At 60.6% G+C, this 20,517-nt stretch carries 18 protein-coding genes; 9 read left to right on the plus strand and 9 right to left on the minus strand.

Annotated elements, in window-relative coordinates; all coding sequences use genetic code 11:
• Positions 1 to 6: 6 nt before the first annotated feature.
• Entirely contained in the window at positions 7 to 822 is an 816-nt protein-coding gene (locus ABY734_RS00200; RefSeq protein WP_372776932.1) for a hypothetical protein, read from the plus strand.
• Complete coding sequence (locus ABY734_RS00205) at positions 819 to 1,733, plus strand: hypothetical protein (protein WP_372776933.1); 915 nt, start codon at positions 819 to 821, stop codon at positions 1,731 to 1,733. The genes ABY734_RS00200 and ABY734_RS00205 overlap by 4 nt, the downstream gene beginning before the upstream one ends.
• On the opposite strand, the gene ABY734_RS00210 is transcribed toward ABY734_RS00205, so the two are convergent.
• The 3 genes from ABY734_RS00210 to argH form a co-directional block, all read right to left on the minus strand.
• Positions 1,734 to 4,835, minus strand: coding sequence for an efflux RND transporter permease subunit (locus ABY734_RS00210; RefSeq protein WP_372776934.1), 3,102 nt, complete (start codon positions 4,833 to 4,835; stop codon positions 1,734 to 1,736). It lies immediately after the preceding gene.
• Between the two features lies 1 nt (position 4,836).
• Positions 4,837 to 5,898: an efflux RND transporter periplasmic adaptor subunit gene (locus ABY734_RS00215; protein WP_372776935.1), complete on the minus strand. Its 1,062-nt coding sequence runs from the start codon at positions 5,896 to 5,898 to the stop codon at positions 4,837 to 4,839.
• Positions 5,899 to 6,170: 272 nt separating this feature from the next.
• Positions 6,171 to 7,571, minus strand: a complete 1,401-nt coding sequence (gene argH / locus ABY734_RS00220) for an argininosuccinate lyase (RefSeq protein WP_372776936.1) — start codon at positions 7,569 to 7,571, stop codon at positions 6,171 to 6,173.
• Positions 7,572 to 7,726: 155 nt separating this feature from the next.
• Between argH and ABY734_RS00225 the strand changes: the two genes are divergently transcribed.
• The 7 genes from ABY734_RS00225 to ABY734_RS00255 all read left to right on the plus strand — a co-directional run bounded on the left by ABY734_RS00225 (position 7,727) and on the right by ABY734_RS00255 (position 15,515).
• Entirely contained in the window at positions 7,727 to 9,415 is a 1,689-nt protein-coding gene (locus ABY734_RS00225; RefSeq protein ID WP_372776937.1) for a hypothetical protein, read from the plus strand.
• A gap of 45 nt (positions 9,416 to 9,460) precedes the next feature.
• Entirely contained in the window at positions 9,461 to 10,516 is a 1,056-nt protein-coding gene (locus tag ABY734_RS00230; RefSeq protein ID WP_372776938.1) for a sensor histidine kinase, read from the plus strand.
• A 1-nt stretch (position 10,517) separates the two neighbouring features.
• Positions 10,518 to 11,237 carry a LytR/AlgR family response regulator transcription factor gene (locus ABY734_RS00235; RefSeq protein WP_372776939.1) on the plus strand — a complete coding sequence of 240 codons (720 nt, stop codon included), beginning with the start codon at positions 10,518 to 10,520 and terminating at the stop codon, positions 11,235 to 11,237.
• Positions 11,238 to 11,310: 73 nt separating this feature from the next.
• A complete protein-coding gene (gene hemC / locus ABY734_RS00240) occupies positions 11,311 to 12,246 on the plus strand; it encodes a hydroxymethylbilane synthase (RefSeq protein WP_372776940.1) in 936 nt (311 codons plus the stop codon).
• Complete coding sequence (locus ABY734_RS00245) at positions 12,227 to 13,042, plus strand: uroporphyrinogen-III synthase (RefSeq protein WP_372776941.1); 816 nt, start codon at positions 12,227 to 12,229, stop codon at positions 13,040 to 13,042. The genes hemC and ABY734_RS00245 overlap by 20 nt, the downstream gene beginning before the upstream one ends.
• Before the next feature lie 11 nt (positions 13,043 to 13,053).
• Complete coding sequence (locus tag ABY734_RS00250; RefSeq protein WP_372776942.1) at positions 13,054 to 14,295, plus strand: uroporphyrinogen-III C-methyltransferase; 1,242 nt, start codon at positions 13,054 to 13,056, stop codon at positions 14,293 to 14,295.
• On the plus strand, positions 14,292 to 15,515 hold the full coding sequence (locus ABY734_RS00255) for a heme biosynthesis HemY N-terminal domain-containing protein (protein ID WP_372776943.1): 1,224 nt from the start codon (positions 14,292 to 14,294) through the stop codon (positions 15,513 to 15,515). Before ABY734_RS00250 ends, ABY734_RS00255 begins: the two co-directional genes overlap by 4 nt.
• On the opposite strand, the gene ABY734_RS00260 is transcribed toward ABY734_RS00255, so the two are convergent.
• The 6 genes from ABY734_RS00260 to ABY734_RS00285 all read right to left on the minus strand — a co-directional run bounded on the left by ABY734_RS00260 (position 15,516) and on the right by ABY734_RS00285 (position 20,506).
• A complete protein-coding gene (locus ABY734_RS00260) occupies positions 15,516 to 16,421 on the minus strand; it encodes a phytanoyl-CoA dioxygenase family protein (protein ID WP_372776944.1) in 906 nt (301 codons plus the stop codon).
• A 207-nt stretch (positions 16,422 to 16,628) separates the two neighbouring features.
• Complete coding sequence (locus tag ABY734_RS00265) at positions 16,629 to 18,329, minus strand: TIGR03545 family protein (protein WP_372776945.1); 1,701 nt, start codon at positions 18,327 to 18,329, stop codon at positions 16,629 to 16,631.
• Positions 18,330 to 18,374: 45 nt separating this feature from the next.
• Positions 18,375 to 18,878, minus strand: coding sequence for a TIGR03546 family protein (locus tag ABY734_RS00270; RefSeq protein WP_372776946.1), 504 nt, complete (start codon positions 18,876 to 18,878; stop codon positions 18,375 to 18,377).
• 55 nt (positions 18,879 to 18,933) lie between these two features.
• Positions 18,934 to 19,500, minus strand: coding sequence for a 2Fe-2S iron-sulfur cluster-binding protein (locus ABY734_RS00275; RefSeq protein ID WP_372776947.1), 567 nt, complete (start codon positions 19,498 to 19,500; stop codon positions 18,934 to 18,936).
• Positions 19,476 to 20,072: an RdgB/HAM1 family non-canonical purine NTP pyrophosphatase gene (gene rdgB, locus ABY734_RS00280; protein WP_372776948.1), complete on the minus strand. Its 597-nt coding sequence runs from the start codon at positions 20,070 to 20,072 to the stop codon at positions 19,476 to 19,478. Before rdgB ends, ABY734_RS00275 begins: the two co-directional genes overlap by 25 nt.
• A complete protein-coding gene (locus tag ABY734_RS00285; protein ID WP_372776949.1) occupies positions 20,072 to 20,506 on the minus strand; it encodes a DUF4426 domain-containing protein in 435 nt (144 codons plus the stop codon). The genes rdgB and ABY734_RS00285 overlap by 1 nt, the downstream gene beginning before the upstream one ends.
• Positions 20,507 to 20,517 lie beyond the last annotated feature (11 nt).

Genomic DNA, 20,517 nt, shown 5'->3' on the forward strand with positions numbered 1-20,517 from the left:
GGAGCGATGCAAAGCGTCAACTGGTCGGAAATCGTGCTGAACAAACAGTGGCTGGAGCAATTGGAGCGACAGGCATCGCGCCGCTTTGTTGAACCGGTGACCGCAGAAGAAGCCAGCACCTTCGTACTGACCAAACTCGCCGAAGACGACTGGGCCCGCTGCAAAACCTTTCGCGGTCAGGCGCGCCCCGCCACCTTCCTTTACAGTCTCAGTGCCCGCCTGTTTGAAGAGTTTTCCCGCCAGCGCTACGGCCGTGCCCGGCCACCCCAGTGGCTGCAGCAGCAAGGCGAGCTGTGGGTGCGTCTGTGGAAGGCGGTGTGTCTGGAACGGCACAGCACCGAGTATGTAATAAACCGTCAGCAGAGCCACGACGCCACAATTATTAGCAACATCATTCGCGCCATCAAGGCGCGCCTGCCCTGGTGCGGCGCCACTAATCTGCCCGTACCGGAAGAATATCTCGGCGAAAGCGAAAGCCTTGCCAGCGACAGTCTGGAAGACGCGCTGTCAGCCTCGCACCTCGAAGACACCCTCGCCCTGCTTGCCGCACTGCTCGGTGATCAAGAGGCCTTTGCCGAGGTGGAAACCAGCCAGATCGAACAGGCCCGTAGCGCCCTGACCCTGGATGACGAATCCCTGCTGATGCTGAAAATGCACTTTCAGGACGGGCTGAACTTTGCCAGCATTGCCCGTGCTCTGAACGTCCCGAAACACCAGCCTGGCCGTCAGATAAAGCAGGGTTTGATCAAGATTAATCAGGCGCTCGAAAGCGCCGGCTTGCATCTGCGCAGCGCGGCGCAGGCATTGGAGGACCGTTTGTGAGCAAGGCCGATCAACACAGCGAGGCCCTGCTGGGTATCAACCTGGCACAGCACGGGCGGGCGGCGAAAGGTTCGCCACCCAGCGATGAGGAGCTTGCCCTGCTGATGGAAGGCGGCCTCAGCAATGAGCGCCGCTCCGAGGTTCTGTCGCATCTGGCAGCGCGACCGGATCGCTATCGCCAGTGGTTGGAGTTTGTGGAAATGGCTGGTCAGCCCGCCGCCGAAACATCCCTGCTCGCGATACTCAACCGAGGGCTCAACAACTGGTTGATCGACTGGCGCTATGCACTGGGTAGTTTTGCGGTACTCGGCCTGACCCTCTTTGTGTTTCAGGCCACGCAGCAAAGCCCGCAATCATCAATGCCCGCTATAGAGGGGCACGCTGGCGCGCCCGCGCCGGCCGAAGCCGATATGGCGGCCCCGCCACCCGCGCGGGAGCAGGCCGCCAAACGCCAGGCAGCCGAGCAGCAGGAAGCAATGGCAGCCAGTGAGAGTTTCACCACCAGCGCAAAGGTGTGCACGTCCTTGCTGCATCCGGACAGCGCGCAGCCGGGCCTGCTGTGCAGCGTTGCCGGCAGCAGCGGCAAATCGCGCTTGATGTGGCAGGCGCGCGGCGAGGCTGTTCGCCACCCGCTGGGCAGCGTGCATGAAAAAGCCCTGCAGCTGCGCGTCTCTTCCGCTCAGAACTGGGTGGCCCTGCAGACCGCGCAGGCGATCTACGTGCAAGCCACCGCCGACCTTTTTGGCGAAAACCGCAATCGCGCGCAACTGCCGTTTAACTCCGCCACTGCCACCCTCGCCTGGGAGGGAGAGGTTCTGGTGATCTCGGTAATGCAGGCACTGGGTGACAGCGACGACGATCTCAAGTATCGCTATCTGCCGGAGAGCGGCGAGCTACAACCCCCTCTTTGATCAACGCAATTCCTTACCCAGCTCAGACTCCAATTGGCGGGTCACCGTCAGCGGGGTATGGGTATTACGGGCCAGCAGGTAGTAGGCCAGCGGCACCACAAATAGCGTCAAAACTGTCGCCAGACTGACGCCACTGGCCACCACCACACCAATCACAAAGCGTGCCTCGGCGCCGGCACCGGTGGCCAGAATCAGCGGCACTGCACCCATGATGGTGGTGATCGAGGTCATCAGGATCGGCCTCAGGCGCTGACCCGCCGCTTCAATCAGGGCCTCCTCAAACGTCCGGCCCTCGTCGCGCAACTGGTTGGCAAACTCGACGATCAGAATGCCGTTTTTGGTCGCCAGCCCCACCAGCATGATCAGGGCCACCTGGGAGTAAATATTGATGGTCTGGCCAAACAGGCTGAGGCCGAGCAATGCGCCGGCAATGGCCAAGGGCACCGTCAGCATGATCACAAAGGGGTGAATAAAACTCTCGAACTGGGCCGCCAGCACCAGAAACACCACCATCAGCGCCAGCGCGAAAATAAAATAGATATCGCCGCTGCTGGTTTTCAGTTTCAGGGATTCCCCTTTGTAATCGATAACCGCCTCCGGCGCCACTTCGCGAGTAAGCTGTTCCAGATAAGTCAGCGCCTCGCCGAGGGTGTAGTCGCCCGCCACCGCCGCGTCGATGGTAATAGCGCGCATGCGGTTATAACGGTTCAGCGTTGCCGCGTCGGCGCGATCTTCCAGCGTTACCAGATTCGACAGTGGAATCAGGCGGTCGGTGGTCGTGGAGCGCACATAAATATTGTGCAAGTCACCGGGTGAGCGCTGGGCGTCCGGTTCCCCTTCCAGAATCACATCGTATTCTTCACCGTCGCGCATAAAGGTGGTCACCCGGCGCGAGCCAAGCAGGGTTTCCAGCGTGCGGTTGATGTCTATCAGGCGCACGCCCAGCGAGGCGGCCCGCTCGCGATTGATCGATACTCGCAATTGCGGCTTGCTTTCCTGGTAGTCGCTGTCGATTCCAACCAGCCCGGGATTGGCACTGGCCTCGCTGATGATCCGATCGCGCCAGCGCGCCAGTTCGTCGTAGTCGGCGCCGCCAATCACAAACTGTACCGCCTTGTTGGCGTGGCCGCCCAAGGCCTGAGGCATGATCGGAAACACCATCACACCGCTGATATCCGCGACCCGCTCGCGCGCATCGGCCATGATGGCATAGGCATCGCGACGGCCGGAGTCAAAGGGTGTCAGTACGATAATCCCCATCGCGCCACTGAAATCTTCGCCGCCGCCGAAGCCGCGCGGCGCCCGCAGCAACAGGCGCTGAATATCGCCGCCATCCACCAGCGGCATCAGTTTTTCTTCAATTTCCAACACCCGCTCAGAGGTATAATCAAACGAGGCGCCTTCCGGCCCCTTGATAATCATAAAGAACACACCGCGATCTTCCTTGGGTGCGAACTCCTGCGGGATCTGTTTGAACAGGAAATAACAGCCGGCCAAGGCCGCCACCAGCACCAGAGCCATCGCCAGCGGGGCGTGCAATGCTCGCTTGAGCCCCGCGTGATAACGGCTTTGCAAAGCGGAGAAAACCCGGTCGCCGAGACGGCTGACCCGATGTCGCCCATTGTCGGCCTTGAGCAGTTTGGCGCAGATAACCGGCGACAGGGTCAGCGCGACCACACTGGAAAAACCCACCGCCGCCGCCATGGCCACCGCAAACTCACCAAACAGCCGCCCCGCATCATCCTGCAAAAAGGTGATGGGTACGAAGACCGCAATCAGCACCAACGTGGTTGCCACCACCGCAAAGCCGACCTGGCGCGCGCCGCGGTAGGCGGCCACCAGCGGGCTTTCACCTTCATTCATGCGGCGGTGAATGTTTTCCAGCACCACGATGCCATCGTCCACCACCATGCCAATGGCCAGCACCAGCGCCAGCAGGGTAAGCAGGTTAATGCTGTAACCCAGGCCGTAAAGCACCGTGAAAGTGGCGATCAGCGACACCGGCACCGTCACCGCCGGCACCATCATCGCGCGCCAGTCACCGAGGAACAGCAGGATCACCAGAATCACCAGACCGGCGGCAATAAACAGGGTGGTGTAGACCTCGGAAATCGCGCTTTCGACAAACACCGAGCTGTCAAAACTCTGTTTGATATCCATGCCTTCCGGCAGGGTGGCCTGAATGCGATCGCGCAGTTTTTTTGCTTCGCGGGTTACCGCCAGAGTATTGGCGGTGCTCTGCTTGATAATACCGAGGCCAACCATATTCACGCCGTTGCCGCGAAACAGCCGCCGCCACTCCGCCGGCCCCACTTCCACCCGGGCCACATCTTTCAGTCGAATCAGATACCCGTCGCCGCCGCGGCCGATCACCAGTTTTTGAAAGTCTTCCTCGGTGCGGTAATTGCGATCCAGTTTGACGATAAAATCGCGGTCTATCGATTTCACCGTGCCGGCAGGCAGCTCGACGTTTTCACTGCGCAGGGCGTTTTCGATATCCGTGGCGGTCATGCCCCGGGCCGCCATCGCCTTGCGGTCCAGCCAGATTCGCATGGAGTATTCCAGTCCGCCGCTGACCCGCACCCGCGCCACACCATCGATGGTTGAAAAGCGATCCACCAGATAGCGCTCGGCGTAGTCGGTCAGCTGCAGGGTGTCCATGGATTCGGACACCAGGTTGAGCCACATGATGACCCGCTCATCAGAATCGCTTTTTTGCACTTCCGGCGGGTCGGCCTCCTCCGGCAGATTGCCCAGCACCCCGGAGACCCGGTCGCGTACATCGTTGGCCGCCGCATCGATACTGCGATTGAGATCAAACTCGATGCTGATTGAGGACATGCCATCGACACTCGAGGAGGTGATGGTCTTGATACCCTCGATGCCGGCAATCCTGTCCTCGATTTGCTGGGTCACCCGGGACTCTACCACCGCCGCTGAGGCGCCAACGTAATTGGTGCGGATGGAGACGATCGGGGGGTCGATGTCCGGGTATTCGCGCAGCGCGAGGCGCTCAAAGGACACCAGACCAAAGGCCACCAGCAGCATGCTGATGACGACTGCAAAGACCGGCCGTTTGACCGCGGTATCGGACAGTAGCATCTCAGCTATCCTCGCCCTGATTTACGTCTTCCAGTTCTGGGGCGGTAACTTTCAGGCCCTCACGCAGGCGCGGAAAATTGGCGCGCACGATAGTTTCGCCAGCGGTAACGCCACTGATCACTTCCACCCAGCCCGGCTGGCGACTGCCTATCTGCACGATGCGGCGCTGCAGGGTATTGTCGGCAGTGATCACCCACACACTGTGCTGCTGCTCGCGGGTGACAATCGCCGCTTCCGGAATCAGCAGGGCCCGGCGCGGATTGCGCAGCAATTCCACCGCCATCAACAGGCCCGGCTTCAACAGACCCTCGCTGTTGTCGAACTCGGCGCGGGCGCGGATGGAGCGATCGGAGGTATTCACTCGGCTGTCCACCACCGTCACACGGCCGGTAAAGGCTTCATCGTAGGCGGCGGTTTTGGCGCGCAACTCCAGCCCCGGTTTCAGCGAACCGAGCAGAGCAGCCGGCACACTGAAATCCAGTTTCATCGGGTTGATATCGTCGAGGGTGGTGATGGCGGTACCGGGGGTAAGCAGCGCACCGGGGCTCACCAAGCGCAGCCCCAGCACACCGGCAAAGGGCGCGGTCAGGCGGCGGTCAGCAATGCGGGCTTCCAGTTCATCAATTTTAAAACGGGCTTTTTCCAGGGCTGTGCGGCGAGCATCCAGTTCGGTCTGAGCCGCCGACATGGTTTTCACCAGTCCTTCGAGACGGCGGACTTCGCGCTGCTGCTCGGCGAGGTCAGCCTTGGCCGCCGAGAGCTGGGCCTGCTCTTCCGCCTGTTCAAGGGTGACCAGTAGCTGGCCCGCTTCCACCCGTTGGCCTTCGCGAAAATGAATGGCGTCAACCGTGTCGGAAACATTGGCAGTAATGGTAATGGACTCGTTGCCGCGCAGACTGCCCAGAGCCTCGACCCGGTCAGAAAATTCGCGAGCCTCGACGGTGTACACACTGACTGACACCACCGGTGCCGCAGGGCGCGACGCATTGGACGGCGTTTGTGTTTGCCACCACAGGCCGCCCGCCAGGGCAGCGAGCAGTAACAGAGCGATTAGATATTTCATGGAAGATCCCAGACCATTGTTGTTGTGCTGGGGCTACAACGTGTTTTCTCGCGTAAGCTCCCCTCACCCTGTCCCTCTCCCAAGGGGAGAGGGGACCTGCTGCTCAAGTTCGGTGTTCATCCACGGCGAGAAAACACTGACCAGAGCAGTTCTGTGCGCACCCTCTCCCTATGGGAGAGGGCCGGGGTGAGGGAAGCATCTAGCGTGAAACAGTCTGCCGCCCCAAAACCAGAAGCCAGTGTGCCCCCGGGGTTGGACGGAGTAAATGAGAATTAGTTTCGTTCAGACAAAACTGTTAAACCGCGCGCGGCTGACGCCTTGACCTGAGCCGGCGCCGTGCCGCCGATATGGTCGCGGGCGTTGACCGAGCCTTCCAGCGTCAGCACATCAAACACGTCCTGTTCGATCACATTGCTGAACTGCTGCAATTCTTTCAACGTCATCTGCGACAGATCCTTGCCGCTGTCGATGCCATAGGCCACAGACTTGCCGACAACCTCGTGGGCATCGCGGAAGGGCACGCCCTTGCGCACCAGATAGTCCGCCAGATCGGTGGCGGTGGAGAAGCCGCGCATCGCCGCCTCGCGCATCACTTCAGCGTTGGCGGTAATGGCCGGCACCATGTCGGCGTAGGATTTGAGACAGTCACGCAGGGTATCGATGGTGTCGAATAAGGGCTCTTTGTCTTCCTGGTTGTCCTTGTTGTAGGCCAGCGGCTGGGACTTCATCAGGGTCAACAGGCTGATCAGGTGGCCGTTAACCCGGCCGGTTTTACCGCGCACCAGCTCGGGCACATCCGGGTTTTTCTTCTGCGGCATGATGCTGGAGCCGGTACAGAAGCGGTCCGGCAGATTGATAAAGTTGAACTGCGCAGACGTCCACAACACCAGTTCTTCGCTGAAGCGCGACAGATGGGTCATGATCAGCGCCGCGGCCGCGGTAAATTCGATGGCAAAATCGCGATCGCTGACTGAATCCAGCGAGTTTTCAGTGGCCCCGTCAAAACCCAACAGCTGTGCGGTCATCTCGCGATCGATCGGATAGGTGGTGCCGGCCAGCGCGGCGGCGCCCAGTGGGCTACGATTGACGCGCTTGCGGCAGTCCATCAAACGTTCGTAGTCGCGGCCCAGCATCGCATTCCAGGCCAGCAAATGGTGGCCAAACGTCACCGGTTGGGCGGTTTGCAGGTGGGTGAAGCCCGGCATGATGGTGTCGGCCTCGCGCGCGGCTAGCTCGCACAGACCTTTTTGCAAACGGGTCAACTCAGCGGCAATGCTGTCAATTTCATCGCGCAAATACAGGCGGATATCGGTCGCCACCTGATCGTTGCGCGAGCGCCCGGTATGCAGTTTTTTACCGGTGATGCCGATGCGCTCGGTGAGCCGCGCTTCGATATTCATATGCACGTCTTCCAGGCTCACCGACCAGTTGAATTCGCCGCGCTCAATCTCGCCGCGAATCGCTTCCAGGCCTTCGCTGATCTGGCGGTACTCGTCATCGGTGAGCACACCGACCTTGGCCAGCATCTGGGCGTGGGCCAGCGAGCCGTTGATGTCGTGGTGGTATAGGCGCTTGTCAAAGCCCACCGAGGCGGTAAAGCGCTCCACAAATTGATCGGTAGGCTCAGAAAAGCGCCCACCCCAGGGTTTGATATCTGAAGTGTTGTCAGTCATAGCTCGAGATTCGGTAATCCTGTCGGAGCCCGTCAGGGCGGTGTGCTGCTGCGATGCGGCGCAGTATAGCAAAAGCGCACTACCCTCTGCTGCCTTCATTAAAGCGTCATAGATCAACGGCATACTCCGCTACCGATAGCAAAAGGAACTTACTGATGACGACTTCAGAGATCACGTCCCCTCGGGCACAGCTGGTCGAGGGGCTTTGGCAGCTGAAACAGCTCTGCGAGCAGCAGGACGATCAGGGCCTGCGCCACCTGCACTTCAATACCCTGCTGAAAGACCCGGACTATCGTCTGGAAATCATCCGCCGCGCCAGCACCAGCCGAAACCCCAAAATCCGGGAGATGGCAAAGACGCTGGTAAATATGGATAGTCGCGATGTGCTGATTTCCCGCGACAACACCGAGGCGACCCGGCGCGGCCTGATTCCCGGAGTCAACCCGGACATTCTCGCCAGTCAGACAGCGCACAACACAAACCATCACCAGGGCCAGCACGGTTTTGTCGGCGTGGAAAAGCCCTCCCAGCGTCAAGTGCTGGTGCCCAGCCTGCTGACCCTGCTGTTTCTGATTGCCGCTGCTACTACCTGGCTGCTGCGCGACTCGCTGGGTCTGAGCAGTTCACAGATCGTCGTCAGCGGCTCCCTGTTTGGCGAGCAGCACTGGACCGCCGATAAAGAGTGGGTTCTGGACGGCATCGTCTATGTTGAAGCCGGTGGCCGACTGGTCATTGATCCCGGCACACAGGTGCTGGGCAAAAACGGCTCGGCCCTGGTCATCACCCGCGATGCCACCCTGCACGCACGCGGTACTGACTCTGACCCCATTGTTTTTACCAGCGCCAAGCCAGCTGGCAGCCGCAAGGCCGGCGACTGGGGCGGACTGGTCCTGCTGGGCAATGCCCCGGTCAATGTCGCCGACGCTCGCATTGAAGGCGTGCCCGCAGGCGATACCCGCGCAGCCTTCGGTGGGCTCGACCCACAGTCCAACTGCGGAGTGCTGGAATACGCCCGCATAGAGTTCGCCGGCTTTGAGGCCTACGCCAACAATGAGCTCAATGGTCTTACCCTCGGCGGCTGCGGCAGCAACAGCATTGTGCGCCATGTGCAGGTGCATCAGGCGCTGGACGACGGCGTCGAAGTGTTTGGCGGCACTGTCGACCTGAAACACATCCTGATCACCGGTGCCGGCGACGATTCTCTCGACTGGGATATGGGCTGGCGTGGTCGGGTCCAGTTTCTGGTGGTACAGCAGTATCCGGGCGTGGGCGACAACGCCTTTGAAGGCGACAATAACGGTGACGCCCATAACGCCACCCCGCGTTCTGAGCCCGTATTTCACAATGTCACCCTGATCAGCTCCGGCAACGCCGATAAATACCAGCGCGCCATGACCCTGCGCCGCGGCACGGGCGGCCACTTCAACAATATGCTGATTCAGGGCTTTTCCGGCGAGCTGATCGACCTGCGCGATACCGACACCGTTCGCCATATCGGCCAGAACCTGACCTTCTCCGGTCTGCTGGTTGAAAACATCGGCAGCGACGGCAAAAGCTTTTTCGCCGACGAAAGCAGCAAGGACGACGATGGCAGCTTCAGCGAAGAGCGCTACTTTGCCTCGCTTGAAGACGTGCAGCTCGGGGTTAATGTCGGCCTCACCGACAGCGCCACCCGCCGCGACACGCCCGACTATATCCCGCTGCTGCGCAGCCAAAACAGCAACATCAAACTAAAAAGCCCGGAAGGCGAGTTCTGGGACGAGGCCGCCAATTACCACGGGGCGATTCGTCCGGGCAGCAAGCAGGCCTGGACCCACGGCTGGACCGCCTTTCCCGAGGCCTGACCAGTCCTGCTATCATAGGCTTACGCCAGTTTTGGGGTAAGCCTATTGTCTCCTCTCGATAACCACCCGACACACCGCGATTTCTTTCTGCCCGACCTCTGCAACGCCCAGGCCCTGCTGTTGCTGGTGGTGCTGGCGGAGCTGCTGGCGCTGCTGGTGAGCGCCCTGCAGCGCGGCCTGCTGCCCTTCGACTGGAACTTTTTTTCGCTGGCCTCACTGTTCTGCCTGCTGGTGTTTCTCAGTACCGCGGCCCTGCTCTGCCCCCTGCGCCACTGGTTTGCCACCCTGCCACTGATCGCAGCCAGCAGCCTGATCTACGGTTCCGTGCTACTGCTGGTGGGTGGTTACACCCTGGGCGGCCAGTGGCTGCTTGGGCTGGGCACTGTCCAAGGCCCCCGGTTTGACCACAATACCCTACTGCTGAATCTGGTGGTGGCCGCCTTGGTAGCGGGCATCGGCCTGCGCTATCTCTACCTTAGCTGGCAGTTGCGGCTGCGCCAGCAGAGCGAAATAAGCGCCCGGGTGGAGGCCCTCCAGTCCCGCATCCGGCCCCACTTTCTGTTTAACAGCCTGAACACCATCGCCAGCCTGATTGACGAAGACAGTCGCAAGGCCGAGCGGGCCGTGGAAGATCTGGCCGCCCTGTTTCGCGCCAACCTGCAGGACGGCGCCGCGATCAGCCACTGGCGTCAGGAACGCGAGCTGTGCGAGCGCTATCTGCGCATTGAAGCCGCACGGCTGGGTGGGCGCCTGCGGATAAGCTGGGCCTGTGACGAACTCGACGACAATACCCCTGTTTTAAGCCTGAGCCTGCAACCGCTGGTGGAAAACGCCATCAGCCACGGCATTCAGCAATTGCCGGAAGGGGGCGAAATCCAGATCAGCGCCCGCCAGCGCAATGGCCGCTGTCAGATTGGCGTGCGCAACCCTCTGCCTGAGGGCGCCGACCGGCACCAGGGCAACCATCTCGCCTGTGACAATCTCAGGCACCGCCTGCAGGCGCTTTATGGCGACGAGGGCAAACTTAAACTGCAGCAAAACGGCGGCCACTTTGAAGTGACGCTGGAATTTCCAGTATCACGTGCCGGGGAGAGCGATTGATATGCGCACCCTGATCGTCGACGACGAACTGCTGGCCCGCAAACGCCTGCGGCGCATGCTGGAAACCCTGCCCGGTATCGAGGTGGTCGGCGAGGCGGAGCACGGAAAAGCGGCCCTGACGCAAACCGAGGCACTGACCCCGGACTTGGTCTTTATGGACATCCAGATGCCGGGCATGAACGGCCTCGACGCTGCCGCTGAGCTGGCCCGGCGTGAACCGGCGCCGGCGCTGATTTTCTGCACTGCCTTTGATGAGCACGCCCTCGCCGCCTTTGAGAGTGCCGCCATTGATTACCTGCTCAAGCCGGTGGAAAGCGACCAGCTCCGCCGGGCGGTGGCGCGGGCCGGACGGCTCAACCAGGCTCAGCTCAGCGCCCTCAAAGAGGAAGCCTCGCCCAGCCTGCTGGTGTCGAGCGGCCAAAGCGTAGAGAAACTGCCGATTCAGGAAATTTTTTATCTGCGCGCGGAACAGAAATATGTGGTGGCGGTACACCGCGGCGGCGAAGCCCTGTTGCGCGACAGTCTGCAGCAGCTCGAACAGGCCTGGCCCGAGCATTTTGTGCGGGCCCATCGCAACACCCTGATCGCCCGTCACTGCCTGCGCGGAATCGATCGCGACGGCAAGAGCCCGCGCGCAGTCCTGCAGGGCTTGCGCGAGGGCCCCGCGATCAGCCGGCGCCACCTTAGCGACGTGAAAAATGCGCTGTATCAGCGGCAATAGCTTGCGATGAATTGGCGTAGCCGTATGATAGTGGCCCCGCCATTACACTCACATACCGACACGAGGTCACCCCTTGAAGCGCACCATCCGCATCGCCACCCGAGAGAGTCTGCTCGCCCTGTGGCAGGCCGAATTCATTCAGGCCGAGCTGCAAAAACACCACGCCGGACTAGAGGTGGAACTGGTGGGCATGACCACCCGCGGTGACCAGCTGCTGGACTCGCCCCTTTCAAAAATTGGCGGCAAGGCGCTGTTCGTCAAAGAACTGGAACAGGCCATGATGGACGGCCGCGCCGACATGGCAGTGCACTCCATGAAAGATGTGCCCATGCAGTTTCCCGAAGGCCTGGAACTGGCGGTTATCTGCGAGCGCGAAGACCCCCGCGACGCCTTTGTCAGCAACCGCTTTGCCACCGTCGACGAGCTGCCCGAGGGCGCCGTGGTTGGCACCTCCAGTCTGCGCCGGGAGTGCCAGCTGCGCGCCCAGCGACCCGACCTGGTAGTACGCAGCCTGCGCGGCAATGTGCAAACCCGACTGCGCAAACTCGACGAAGGCGAATTTGACGCCATTGTGCTGGCCGCCGCCGGCCTGCTGCGGCTGGAGCTGACCGAGCGCATCGCCAGCTATCTAAGCCCCGAACAATCCCTGCCCGCCGTGGGTCAGGGCGCCGTGGGTGTAGAAGTACGCAGTGACGACGAGGAACTGAAAGCACTGCTGCAACCGTTGAGCCACGCCGACACCGAGCTGCGGGTGCGCGCCGAGCGCGCCATGAACAACCGTCTGGAAGGTGGCTGCCAGGTGCCTATCGCCGGCTATGCTCTGCGCGAAGAGGATCAGCTGTGGCTTCGCGGTCTGGTGGGATCACCGGACGGCAGCACCGTACTGGAAGCCGAGGCCCGCGGCAGTATCAGTGACCCTGAATCCCTCGGCCGCGCAGTGGCCGAAGCCCTGCTGAATCAGGGTGCGGGGGAAATTCTGGCGGCGGTCTATGGCACCGCGCCACGCTGAGCACAGCCTCAAAGGCTGGCGGGTACTGGTCACTCGACCCGCGGAACGCGCCGCAGAGCTGCTGGCTGCATTGCAGGCTCGCGGCGCGGAAACGCTGCATATTCCCATGCTGGAGATTGCTCCGCTACGTGAGCCTGAGCTGGCCCCGGCCCGGCAGCGAGTACTCGACCTTGATCGCTACGACGCGCTTATTTTTATCAGCGTCAATGCGGTGCACTACGGCGCCGAACTGATCGACTCCCTCTGGCCCCAGTGGCCGGCGCGACAGCGCTACTACGCCATTGGCGCCGCCACCGCGAGCGCATTGGAAGTACTCGGCCTGAACGCGCCAGCGCCCGGAGCAGGTACTGGCCAAAGCATGACCAGCGAAGCCCTGCTGGCGCAGCCCTCGCTGCTGTCTTTAGAACATCAGCGCATCGCCATTGTGCGCGGCCTTGGCGGTCGCGAAACCCTCGCCGAAACGCTGCGCGAACGCGGCGCGCAGGTGGACTACATTGAGTGCTATCAACGTCAGACACCAACGCTTGACCAGCAGGATTTTCTGAATCAGCTGGAAGATGCCCGCATTAATGCTGCGGTCATCAACAGCGGCGAAAGTCTGGAAAACCTGAGCGCCCTGCTGCCAGACAGGCACTGGCTGTTTCAGCAACCGGTAATAGTACCGAGCACGCGGGTCGCTGCTCTCGCCGCCAAACTGGGCTATGCTAATGCCATTGCCGCGCAAAATGCCGGAACCGACGCTACCGTGGCAGCGCTGGAAGCCGTTTCTGTTGCCACACCACTTTGTAATAAATAAGGGGAGACTGCATGTCGGACACCGACAAACCTGAGCAGCCATCTACCGGGCCTGAAAACAATGAATCCCAAGGCGACGCCGCACCACCCACGCTGACAGACAAAGCCGAATCTGCCGGCGAATCGTCTCCCCCTCGGCGCGGCGGCGGTTTTACCCTGTTTGTCGCCCTGCTGGCCCTGATTCTGGGTGGTGCCAGTGCCGGCTGGCTCGGCTACCAGTTCTGGCTGCAGCAACAGAGCGGCCAGCAGGCTCGCGAAGAGGCGCCCTGGCGCGCCGATATTGAAGCCGCCCGCCAAGCCTGGCAAAACGAATCCCGCAAAGCACAATCCCAGGCGCTGTCTCAGGCATTGGGCGACATTCGCGAACAGTTCAATGCCCAGGACAGCGAGCTCCGGGAAATGCTGAAACGCCAGCAGCTGTCGGCCGAAAACGCACGGCAACTGCAGGGCCAGCGAGTGACCAGTCTGCGCGCGGCACTCGACGAACAAACGGCACGGCTCAGCGAACTGGCGCGGCTCAATCGCGATGACTGGGTGCTGGCCGAAGCCGACTACCTGCTGCGTCTGGCCCAGCAGCAGATCCGCCTTGGCGGCGATCTGGCCAGCGCCGAAGGCCTTGCCCGCGACGCCCGTAAACAGCTGCAGATGGTTTCCGACCCCAAGGTGCAGGACGTGCTGGATATTCTTGGCCGCGAATTGAAAGGCCTCAGCGATGCGGTCGCCTTTTCGATTGAAGACCACTACGACCGTCTGCTGGCGGTCAGCGAGCAGGCCCGGCAGCTGCAACCCCTGGCCGATCACAGGGTCGCCGTGGAAGCCGTCGCAGAAGCGACAGAAACGCCACCGCCGCTAGCCTGGGATACGCTCTGGGCGCATGTGAAATTTGTCTCCGGCCGCGCCCTCGACAAACTCAATTCCTATATCAAGGTCAGCGATCGCGACGCCCAGTACCAGCAGGCTGTCATCGCTGGCGGCCAGCGGGAGCTGTTTCAGCAAAATCTGGAATTAATGCTCGAACAGGCGCGCTGGGCGCTGGTCAGCGGCAATCAGGCACTCTACGAGAAAGCGCTGGCCCGTGCCAGTGACTGGCTCCGTCGTTACTACCGCGATGAAGCACCCGAACAGGCCTTGCTGGCGGAACTGAACGCACTGGCCAAACTCGCAGTCAGACCGGAGGCACCGCCGCTGCAATCCAGTATCAATGCCATCACGCTTTACCTGGATCAACGTCAACACGCGGGAGCCGCTCAGTGATTCGCTATTTCCTGATCAGTCTTGGTGTGCTGGCCGGTGCCGCCGCGCTCGGCGTGATGGTGCAGCGCGACCCCGGTTACATGCTGCTGGCCATCGGCAACGTCGCCATCGAAACCTCGTTCTGGGTTGCCCTTGCGCTGTTTGTCTTTCTGCTGGTGATGGGGCACTTTCTACTGCGGCTCAGCCGGGGCGGCCTGCAAAGCACCGGTCGCTTCACCCGCTTTCTGGCCCAGCGCCGGGAGCGGCGCAGCCACCGGGAAAGTACCGACGGCCTGATTGCCCTGGTGGAAGGCAACTACCAGCGCGCCCGCCAGCTGCTGACCCGCCATATCGACGACCTCGACGAGCCCCTGCTCAACTATCTGGGCGCCGCCTACGCCTGCAATGCCCTGGGCGAGACCCGCGAGGCCAATGCCCTGCTCGCCAAGGCCGAGCGCGCCACCCAGGGCGCCCGGGTGGCCATAGAAATGGTGCAGGCGCGCCTGCTGCTGCAAAACGGCCGTCTTGAAGAAAGCCTGGCCAGTCTGACCCGCGCCCAGCGCAACACCGCCAAACACCCCGCCGTGCTGCGCCTGCTCAAATCTGTCTATGAAGGGCTGGAGGACTGGGACTCGCTGCTCGCTCTGCTCCCCGACCTCAAGAAAAACCGACTCTGCCAGCCCGAAGAGCTGGCGGCCCTGCAGCGCAAGGCCGCCCTCGGTCGACTGCAGAAACTCGGTGAATCCAGCAAGGCCGACGCGGATCAGTTGCGCCAGTGCTGGCAGAAACTGCCGAAGGAGCTGCAGGCTGATTCGGCGGTGGTGGAGCAGTATGTCATGCTGCTGGTGGAACAGGGCGATACCGCCCAGGCCGAGGAAACCCTGCGCAAGTATCTGAAAAAGGACTGGCGTCGGGAGCTGGTAGCGCTTTACGGCCAGATTGCGGCGCCGGAGGCAGACAAGCAGCTACTGACCGCCGAAGCCTGGTTGCCGGAACGCACCAACGACGCCACCCTGCTGTTAACGCTCGGCCGACTCAGCCTGCGCGTTGAGCTGTGGGGCAAGGCCCGGGAATACTTTGAAAACAGTTACCGCCTCGACCCCAACCCGGATGTCTGCGCCGAGCTGGGACGACTGCTGGCCTATCTCGGTGAGCACGAGCGCAGCAACGCCTTCTTTCAGGAAGGGCTGCAGAAAAGCAGCCACACCATCGCGCTCAAATTCCCCAGCCGGGTCGGTTGATCAGGCGGCCTTGGGGCTTGCCGGGCGCAGGGGCCTGACTTCACGGGCACTGAGAAATTCAGGCCGGGGCTCCAATCCGCTGAAAGGTGCCTGCGGCACATTCTCCACACTGTTGTAGACACACATCGCAATGCTGCGCGCATCACCGGACAGGTTGTCGGGCGAGGCATGCAGCAGATTGCATTCGTGAATCACCAGCGTACCCGGACGGCCGGTAATCGGTCGAATGTCACGATCCTGCAGCACAAATTTCATGATCTCTGTGCCGGGCACGCCCAGCGTCTGCTGCCGCAAGGAGGTCTTGTAGTTGTCGGCCTCGGTCAACCCGCTGCAGGAAATATAGTCCTTGTGCGAACCGGGAATGACATAGAGCGGACCGTTGTGTTGGTGGTTGTCTGTGAGCATGATCCAGGCGGTCAGCGCCCGCATGCGCGGCATGCCATCTTCCACGTGCCAGGTTTCAAAGTCGCTGTGCCAGTTGAAAGCCCGGCCTTTAAGCGGCGGTTTGATATTGATGCGCGACTGCATGTGATACACCGCCGAGCCCAGCAGCTGCTCGACAATATCGAGCACTTTGTCATCGCGAAAACAGCTCGCCACCGCCTCGCTGAAACCAACCGGATTAAAAATAGTGCGTAGCTCATCGCTGTCCGGCTCCAGTACCAGCTCTTCGCGACCGCGCAGCGACTGTTTCAGGCGGGGCATATCCCTGAGAATGGGTTCGACATGGTGGTTCAGAAAGTCCGGCAGAATCAGAAAACCGTCGCGCTCGTAGTCGCGCAGTTGCTGGCTGCTCAGCGGCCCTGTGGGCGCGTCCGTGTTGGAATAGACCACCGGGTCCCAGCGCGGCAGCTGGGTTTCTTCCCGGCCCTGCCTCGATGGATACAGGTCTTTTGACTGTAACATGAGTGGCTTCCTCCCTCTGTGAAGTTCAATGCGAAAGCCCACTGCCTGAAATCAGTGGCGCTTGGACGTCACAAACCGCAGGCCCGCAGCATAAGCTGCGGGTATGCGTTCACGGTTGTGCGAGAGTGTGCCGGCGAGATAGTTCACCGGCGGAAGGAAAAGTATGGTCAGGTCGACAGATTTCAAGTCTGTCGGTAATTTTTCTGGCTAGCGCAAATCCTTCAGCAGAGCTTTCAGTGCTTTGCGTCGCTCATCCAGCTGCCCACTGTAGTCATCGAGAAAGCCGCCCTTGCTGTTCAGTTCGGCAGTAGGCCCCGCCAGCGATTCACTGAGGCGGGCCTGCAGGGCCGCTTTATGCTCGGCCACCTTGGCTTTCAGCTCAGCGCCCAGCACATCGCCAATCAGCTTATCGAGACTCGACTTGAGTTTCAGATTGGGTTGATCCGGTGTGCCGGAAATCGCCATTTTCAAGTCGAACTGGCTGGCGGAGTTCAGCGCCTTGCGCAGCAGTTCTGCCGACGAGGACTCAGCTGTCTCCGCTACCAGAAACTCGGCCTGCTTGACCAGACTGTCGACGGTCGCGTGCAGGCCGCGGGCGCCCAGCTCAAAGCGGGTGCTGATATCCGCTACACCCTGCTGCAGGCTGATCGGGAGTTTGGGGTTGTCCGACAGCTGCAGTGCGCTCAGCGCCAGCTGGCGCAAATCAAAATCGAGGGAATCGAGGGCCTCGGCTCCCCGGTGATCAAACAGGCCGTTCAGTTTCAGGCTGGCGCCCTTGTCACTGCCACCACTGGCTTTCAGTGCCAGCGGTTTGCCCCAGATTTTCTGGGCGTTAGAGATATCGGTCAGCTCCCCGTCGAAGCGGATCGTATCGCCCGCCACCGGCACACTGCCGTTTATGCTGGCGCGCTTGATCAGGAAGTCCGGCAGCGGCTGCTCCTCGGCAAAGCGAAGGTATTCTCCCGTGGCGCGTTGACGCTTCTGCTGTTCTTCGTCGGCCAGCGGGTCATCTTCGCTAAGCTGACTGGCCGCCGTCTGATACAGCGACAGCCCCTGCTGCACCATCCGGTAGGCATCGTCGCCGACGATATGGCGAATCATGCCTTCAAAACCCTGATCCAGTCCGACGCTGGCCAGCAAACGGTCAGCTTCGCGCTTGGGCAGGGTTTTGGCGCGCTCGGTGAGCGCAGCAATGCGCGCGCGATCGGTTTTAATTTGCTCGTCGAGCTCACTCAGCGCATCCAGGTCGTTGTCGATATCATCGCGCAGTTCCTTGGTGCCCTTGATCCGCACAATGGCGTTCTGTTTTTCCAGCTCTTCCCAGCGGCGGCGATACTCTGCCAGCTTTTCCTTGCTGGGCAGCTGAGCGATGCGCTGTTCCCAACCGCGCTGAATGTCATCTACCTCCGCTTTCATGGCATCGACTTCAGCCTGCAGACGGGCCTGCTCTTCCGCCGCCATCTGATCGACATCGGGCAGGTTCAGTTTAGAGCTGAGATCAAGGCCGCTCTTTTCAGCATCGTCTTTTTTGTCACCAAAGCTGAACAGGCGGCCGTCGATTGCGCCGCTGCTGTCGCGTTCGGTATAGAGGTTCAGATCGTCGATGCGCGCATCGTTAGAAATAAACTGTCGCCGCAGCAGCGCCAGCAGATCCACTTGACTGTGAATGCGGCCCGCCTCAAACAGATTTTGCATGGGTTGATCGGGGTTGGTTACCTGCAGCCGGTTCAGTGTCAGTGTGCCGTCACTGAGCGACAGCTCGGCACTGTCCAGCTCCACTTTGGCGCCGACAGCCTGGGTGCCGGCAAATTCGATACTGCTTTCAATTGCCCAGTCGATGCAGAGAATCCAGAGCGCGGCCACGACCGCAAACACGCCCAAGCCCCACCAGCGAATCCATTGAGTCATTGTGGCTCTCCTATGACTTAAGTTAATAGGCTTAGCTAATAGGGCCTAGTTGAGTGCGTTGTAGAGTTCAAACAGACGCGTGCTTTTTACAAACAGCATCAGCCGGGTCTGGGCCAGCTTGGCGCGCACCTTTTCCCGGTAGCGCGTAATGGCCCACACCGCAGCCCAGTAAATGGGCAGCGCCAGAATCAGGCTCAAACAGAAACTGCCCATCACCAGCGTGTTGTTGTAAGCCATAAAGCGCCAGAAGGAGGACTGGTACAACGACGTCCACAGGCCTTCCAGTGATGCAGCCTGCAGAATGTCAGCTCCCAGCCGCACACTGATCGGGTCAAGGGCGTAAGCCAGGCCCGAGAACAGTGCAAAACCAAGAATGAAAAAACTCAGGTTGACGCGAATCACCAGCACCAGCAGTAAAATCAGAATATTGTGCGGCGACATCAGGGGTGTCAGCCCCATGATCAAGGCAAATACCAGCGCCAAGGCCACCTGGGCGGGGTTGTCGTCGGAATTGAGAACCTTCAGCAATTTTGCAATTGCGCTTAGCACGGCGTGTCTCCTCTGCTACCGGTGCAACCCACTTTCTACAATAATGGTGGGCTGCTCAGTGTGAAATGCTAACGCGGTAGTGTAGCAGGGATTCCTGCAGTTCTCGCGCCGTTCCCGCGGTGAGATTGCGCAGCAGGATGCGCGTTCCTTCACGCAATTGGTAACGACCGCTGCGAACACTTTCTACATTCACAATCGACAGCAGAGTGTCCTGCGAAGCATCCTCTGCGGCCAGTCGCAGCAAGCGGCCTCGCCGCTCAAGAAAACGTGCAATCGACACGTTTCGCTCGCCGCAAACCAACCATTGATCGTCGTCAAGACGTACTCGCCCGGCAGGCAGTCGCAGCAGCAATTCACTACGGCTGCGCTCTAAAAGCTGACAGGAGTATCGTTGCCATTGCGGAAAGGTCGGCAGCTCCAGTGCAATATCACCACTGACTCTAGTGGTGCACAGGGGCAGGTTGACGCCATCGTCGCTGCGCGCAAAACAGCGCCCGCAATGGCCGTTACTGCAGGCCACCGGAACGCGGATGCCGGCGTCCTGCAATTGTCGCAACAGGGTATGGTCGGCGCGGCCGGGAAGCCGGCGCCCGTCGCTCAGGAGGATATGGAACTGTGCCACTGTTCAACAAAGGCGCGCAAAGCGCGACCGCGGTGACTGTTGCGGTTTTTTACCTCTGCAGGCAACTGGGCCGAGGTGCAATCGAGATCGGCAACATAAAACAGCGGGTCGTAGCCGAAGCCGTTTTCGCCGCGCGCTTCGCGCAAAATTTCTCCGCGCCACAACCCTTGACAGATGAGGGGCAATGGATCTTCCGCGTAACGCACATAGGCCAGCACGCAGACAAAAGTGGCGCGGCGGTCATCACAGCTTTCCAGTGCGCTCAGCAATTTGGCGTTGTTTTTAGCATCGGTAGCACCTTCACCGCTGTAGCGCGCGGAATAGATACCGGGCTGACCGCCGAGGGCATCAACACTCAGGCCCGAGTCATCGGCCAGCGCCGGCAAGCCGGTTTCGCGGCTGGCGTGACGCGCCTTGATCAAGGCGTTTTCAACAAAACTGAGGCCGGTTTCTTCGGCGTCAACAATCTCGAAATCCGTCTGCAGTAGCAGTTCAAAGCCGGTGCCGGCCAGAACCTGCTGCATTTCTTTGAGCTTGCCGCGATTACCGCTGGCGAGAACGACGCGAGACATTATTTACCAGTGTAGTGAATCTGATTGAACTGAAGCTTGTAAGCGCGCTGACTGGTTTCCGGTTCTATCGACATCGTGAAATCCAGGGTTTCCTTGTTGTCGGCACTGTACTGGGCGATGTAATAAATCGCGTCGCCCTCGTTCACTTCCTGAAAGTCGAGTTTGTTGCGGTGTATCAGATTGAACACGGTGCCGGTAACGTCTGACCTGCGCGCCACATCAGTGCCGTTATCGAGATTTTCCCGCACGCTGATATTGATAATAAACCGATCGTCGCCGCGGGTAATGCCGTAAGCCTTGGCCACCTCCGGTTTGAGAAAGGTCGTATTGACGATACTGTAGTGCACATCGTAAGGGCCAAAGCTCTGCTTTTGCTCGGCCTGAGCCAGACCAAGCAGGCACAATGACAACAGTAATGGCAGTGCGTATTTCATGGGTTTTCCTT

Source organism: Litorivivens sp. (assembly GCF_041624475.1).
Taxonomy (GTDB): Bacteria; Pseudomonadota; Gammaproteobacteria; order Pseudomonadales; family Spongiibacteraceae; genus Litorivivens.

Excerpts from the sequence above, each read along its gene's own strand:
- ABY734_RS00200 (WP_372776932.1), top strand. The coding sequence starts at position 7 with ATGCAAAGCGTCAACTGGTCGGAAATCGTGCTGAACAAACAGTGGCTG.
- ABY734_RS00210 (WP_372776934.1), bottom strand. The coding sequence starts at position 4,835 with ATGCTACTGTCCGATACCGCGGTCAAACGGCCGGTCTTTGCAGTCGTC.
- ABY734_RS00215 (WP_372776935.1), bottom strand. The coding sequence starts at position 5,898 with ATGAAATATCTAATCGCTCTGTTACTGCTCGCTGCCCTGGCGGGCGGC.
- argH (WP_372776936.1), bottom strand. The coding sequence starts at position 7,571 with ATGACTGACAACACTTCAGATATCAAACCCTGGGGTGGGCGCTTTTCT.
- ABY734_RS00225 (WP_372776937.1), top strand. The coding sequence starts at position 7,727 with ATGACGACTTCAGAGATCACGTCCCCTCGGGCACAGCTGGTCGAGGGG.
- ABY734_RS00235 (WP_372776939.1), top strand. The coding sequence starts at position 10,518 with ATGCGCACCCTGATCGTCGACGACGAACTGCTGGCCCGCAAACGCCTG.
- ABY734_RS00245 (WP_372776941.1), top strand. The coding sequence starts at position 12,227 with ATGGCACCGCGCCACGCTGAGCACAGCCTCAAAGGCTGGCGGGTACTG.
- ABY734_RS00250 (WP_372776942.1), top strand. The coding sequence starts at position 13,054 with ATGTCGGACACCGACAAACCTGAGCAGCCATCTACCGGGCCTGAAAAC.
- ABY734_RS00260 (WP_372776944.1), bottom strand. The coding sequence starts at position 16,421 with ATGTTACAGTCAAAAGACCTGTATCCATCGAGGCAGGGCCGGGAAGAA.
- ABY734_RS00265 (WP_372776945.1), bottom strand. The coding sequence starts at position 18,329 with ATGACTCAATGGATTCGCTGGTGGGGCTTGGGCGTGTTTGCGGTCGTG.
- rdgB (WP_372776948.1), bottom strand. The coding sequence starts at position 20,072 with ATGTCTCGCGTCGTTCTCGCCAGCGGTAATCGCGGCAAGCTCAAAGAA.
- ABY734_RS00285 (WP_372776949.1), bottom strand. The coding sequence starts at position 20,506 with ATGAAATACGCACTGCCATTACTGTTGTCATTGTGCCTGCTTGGTCTG.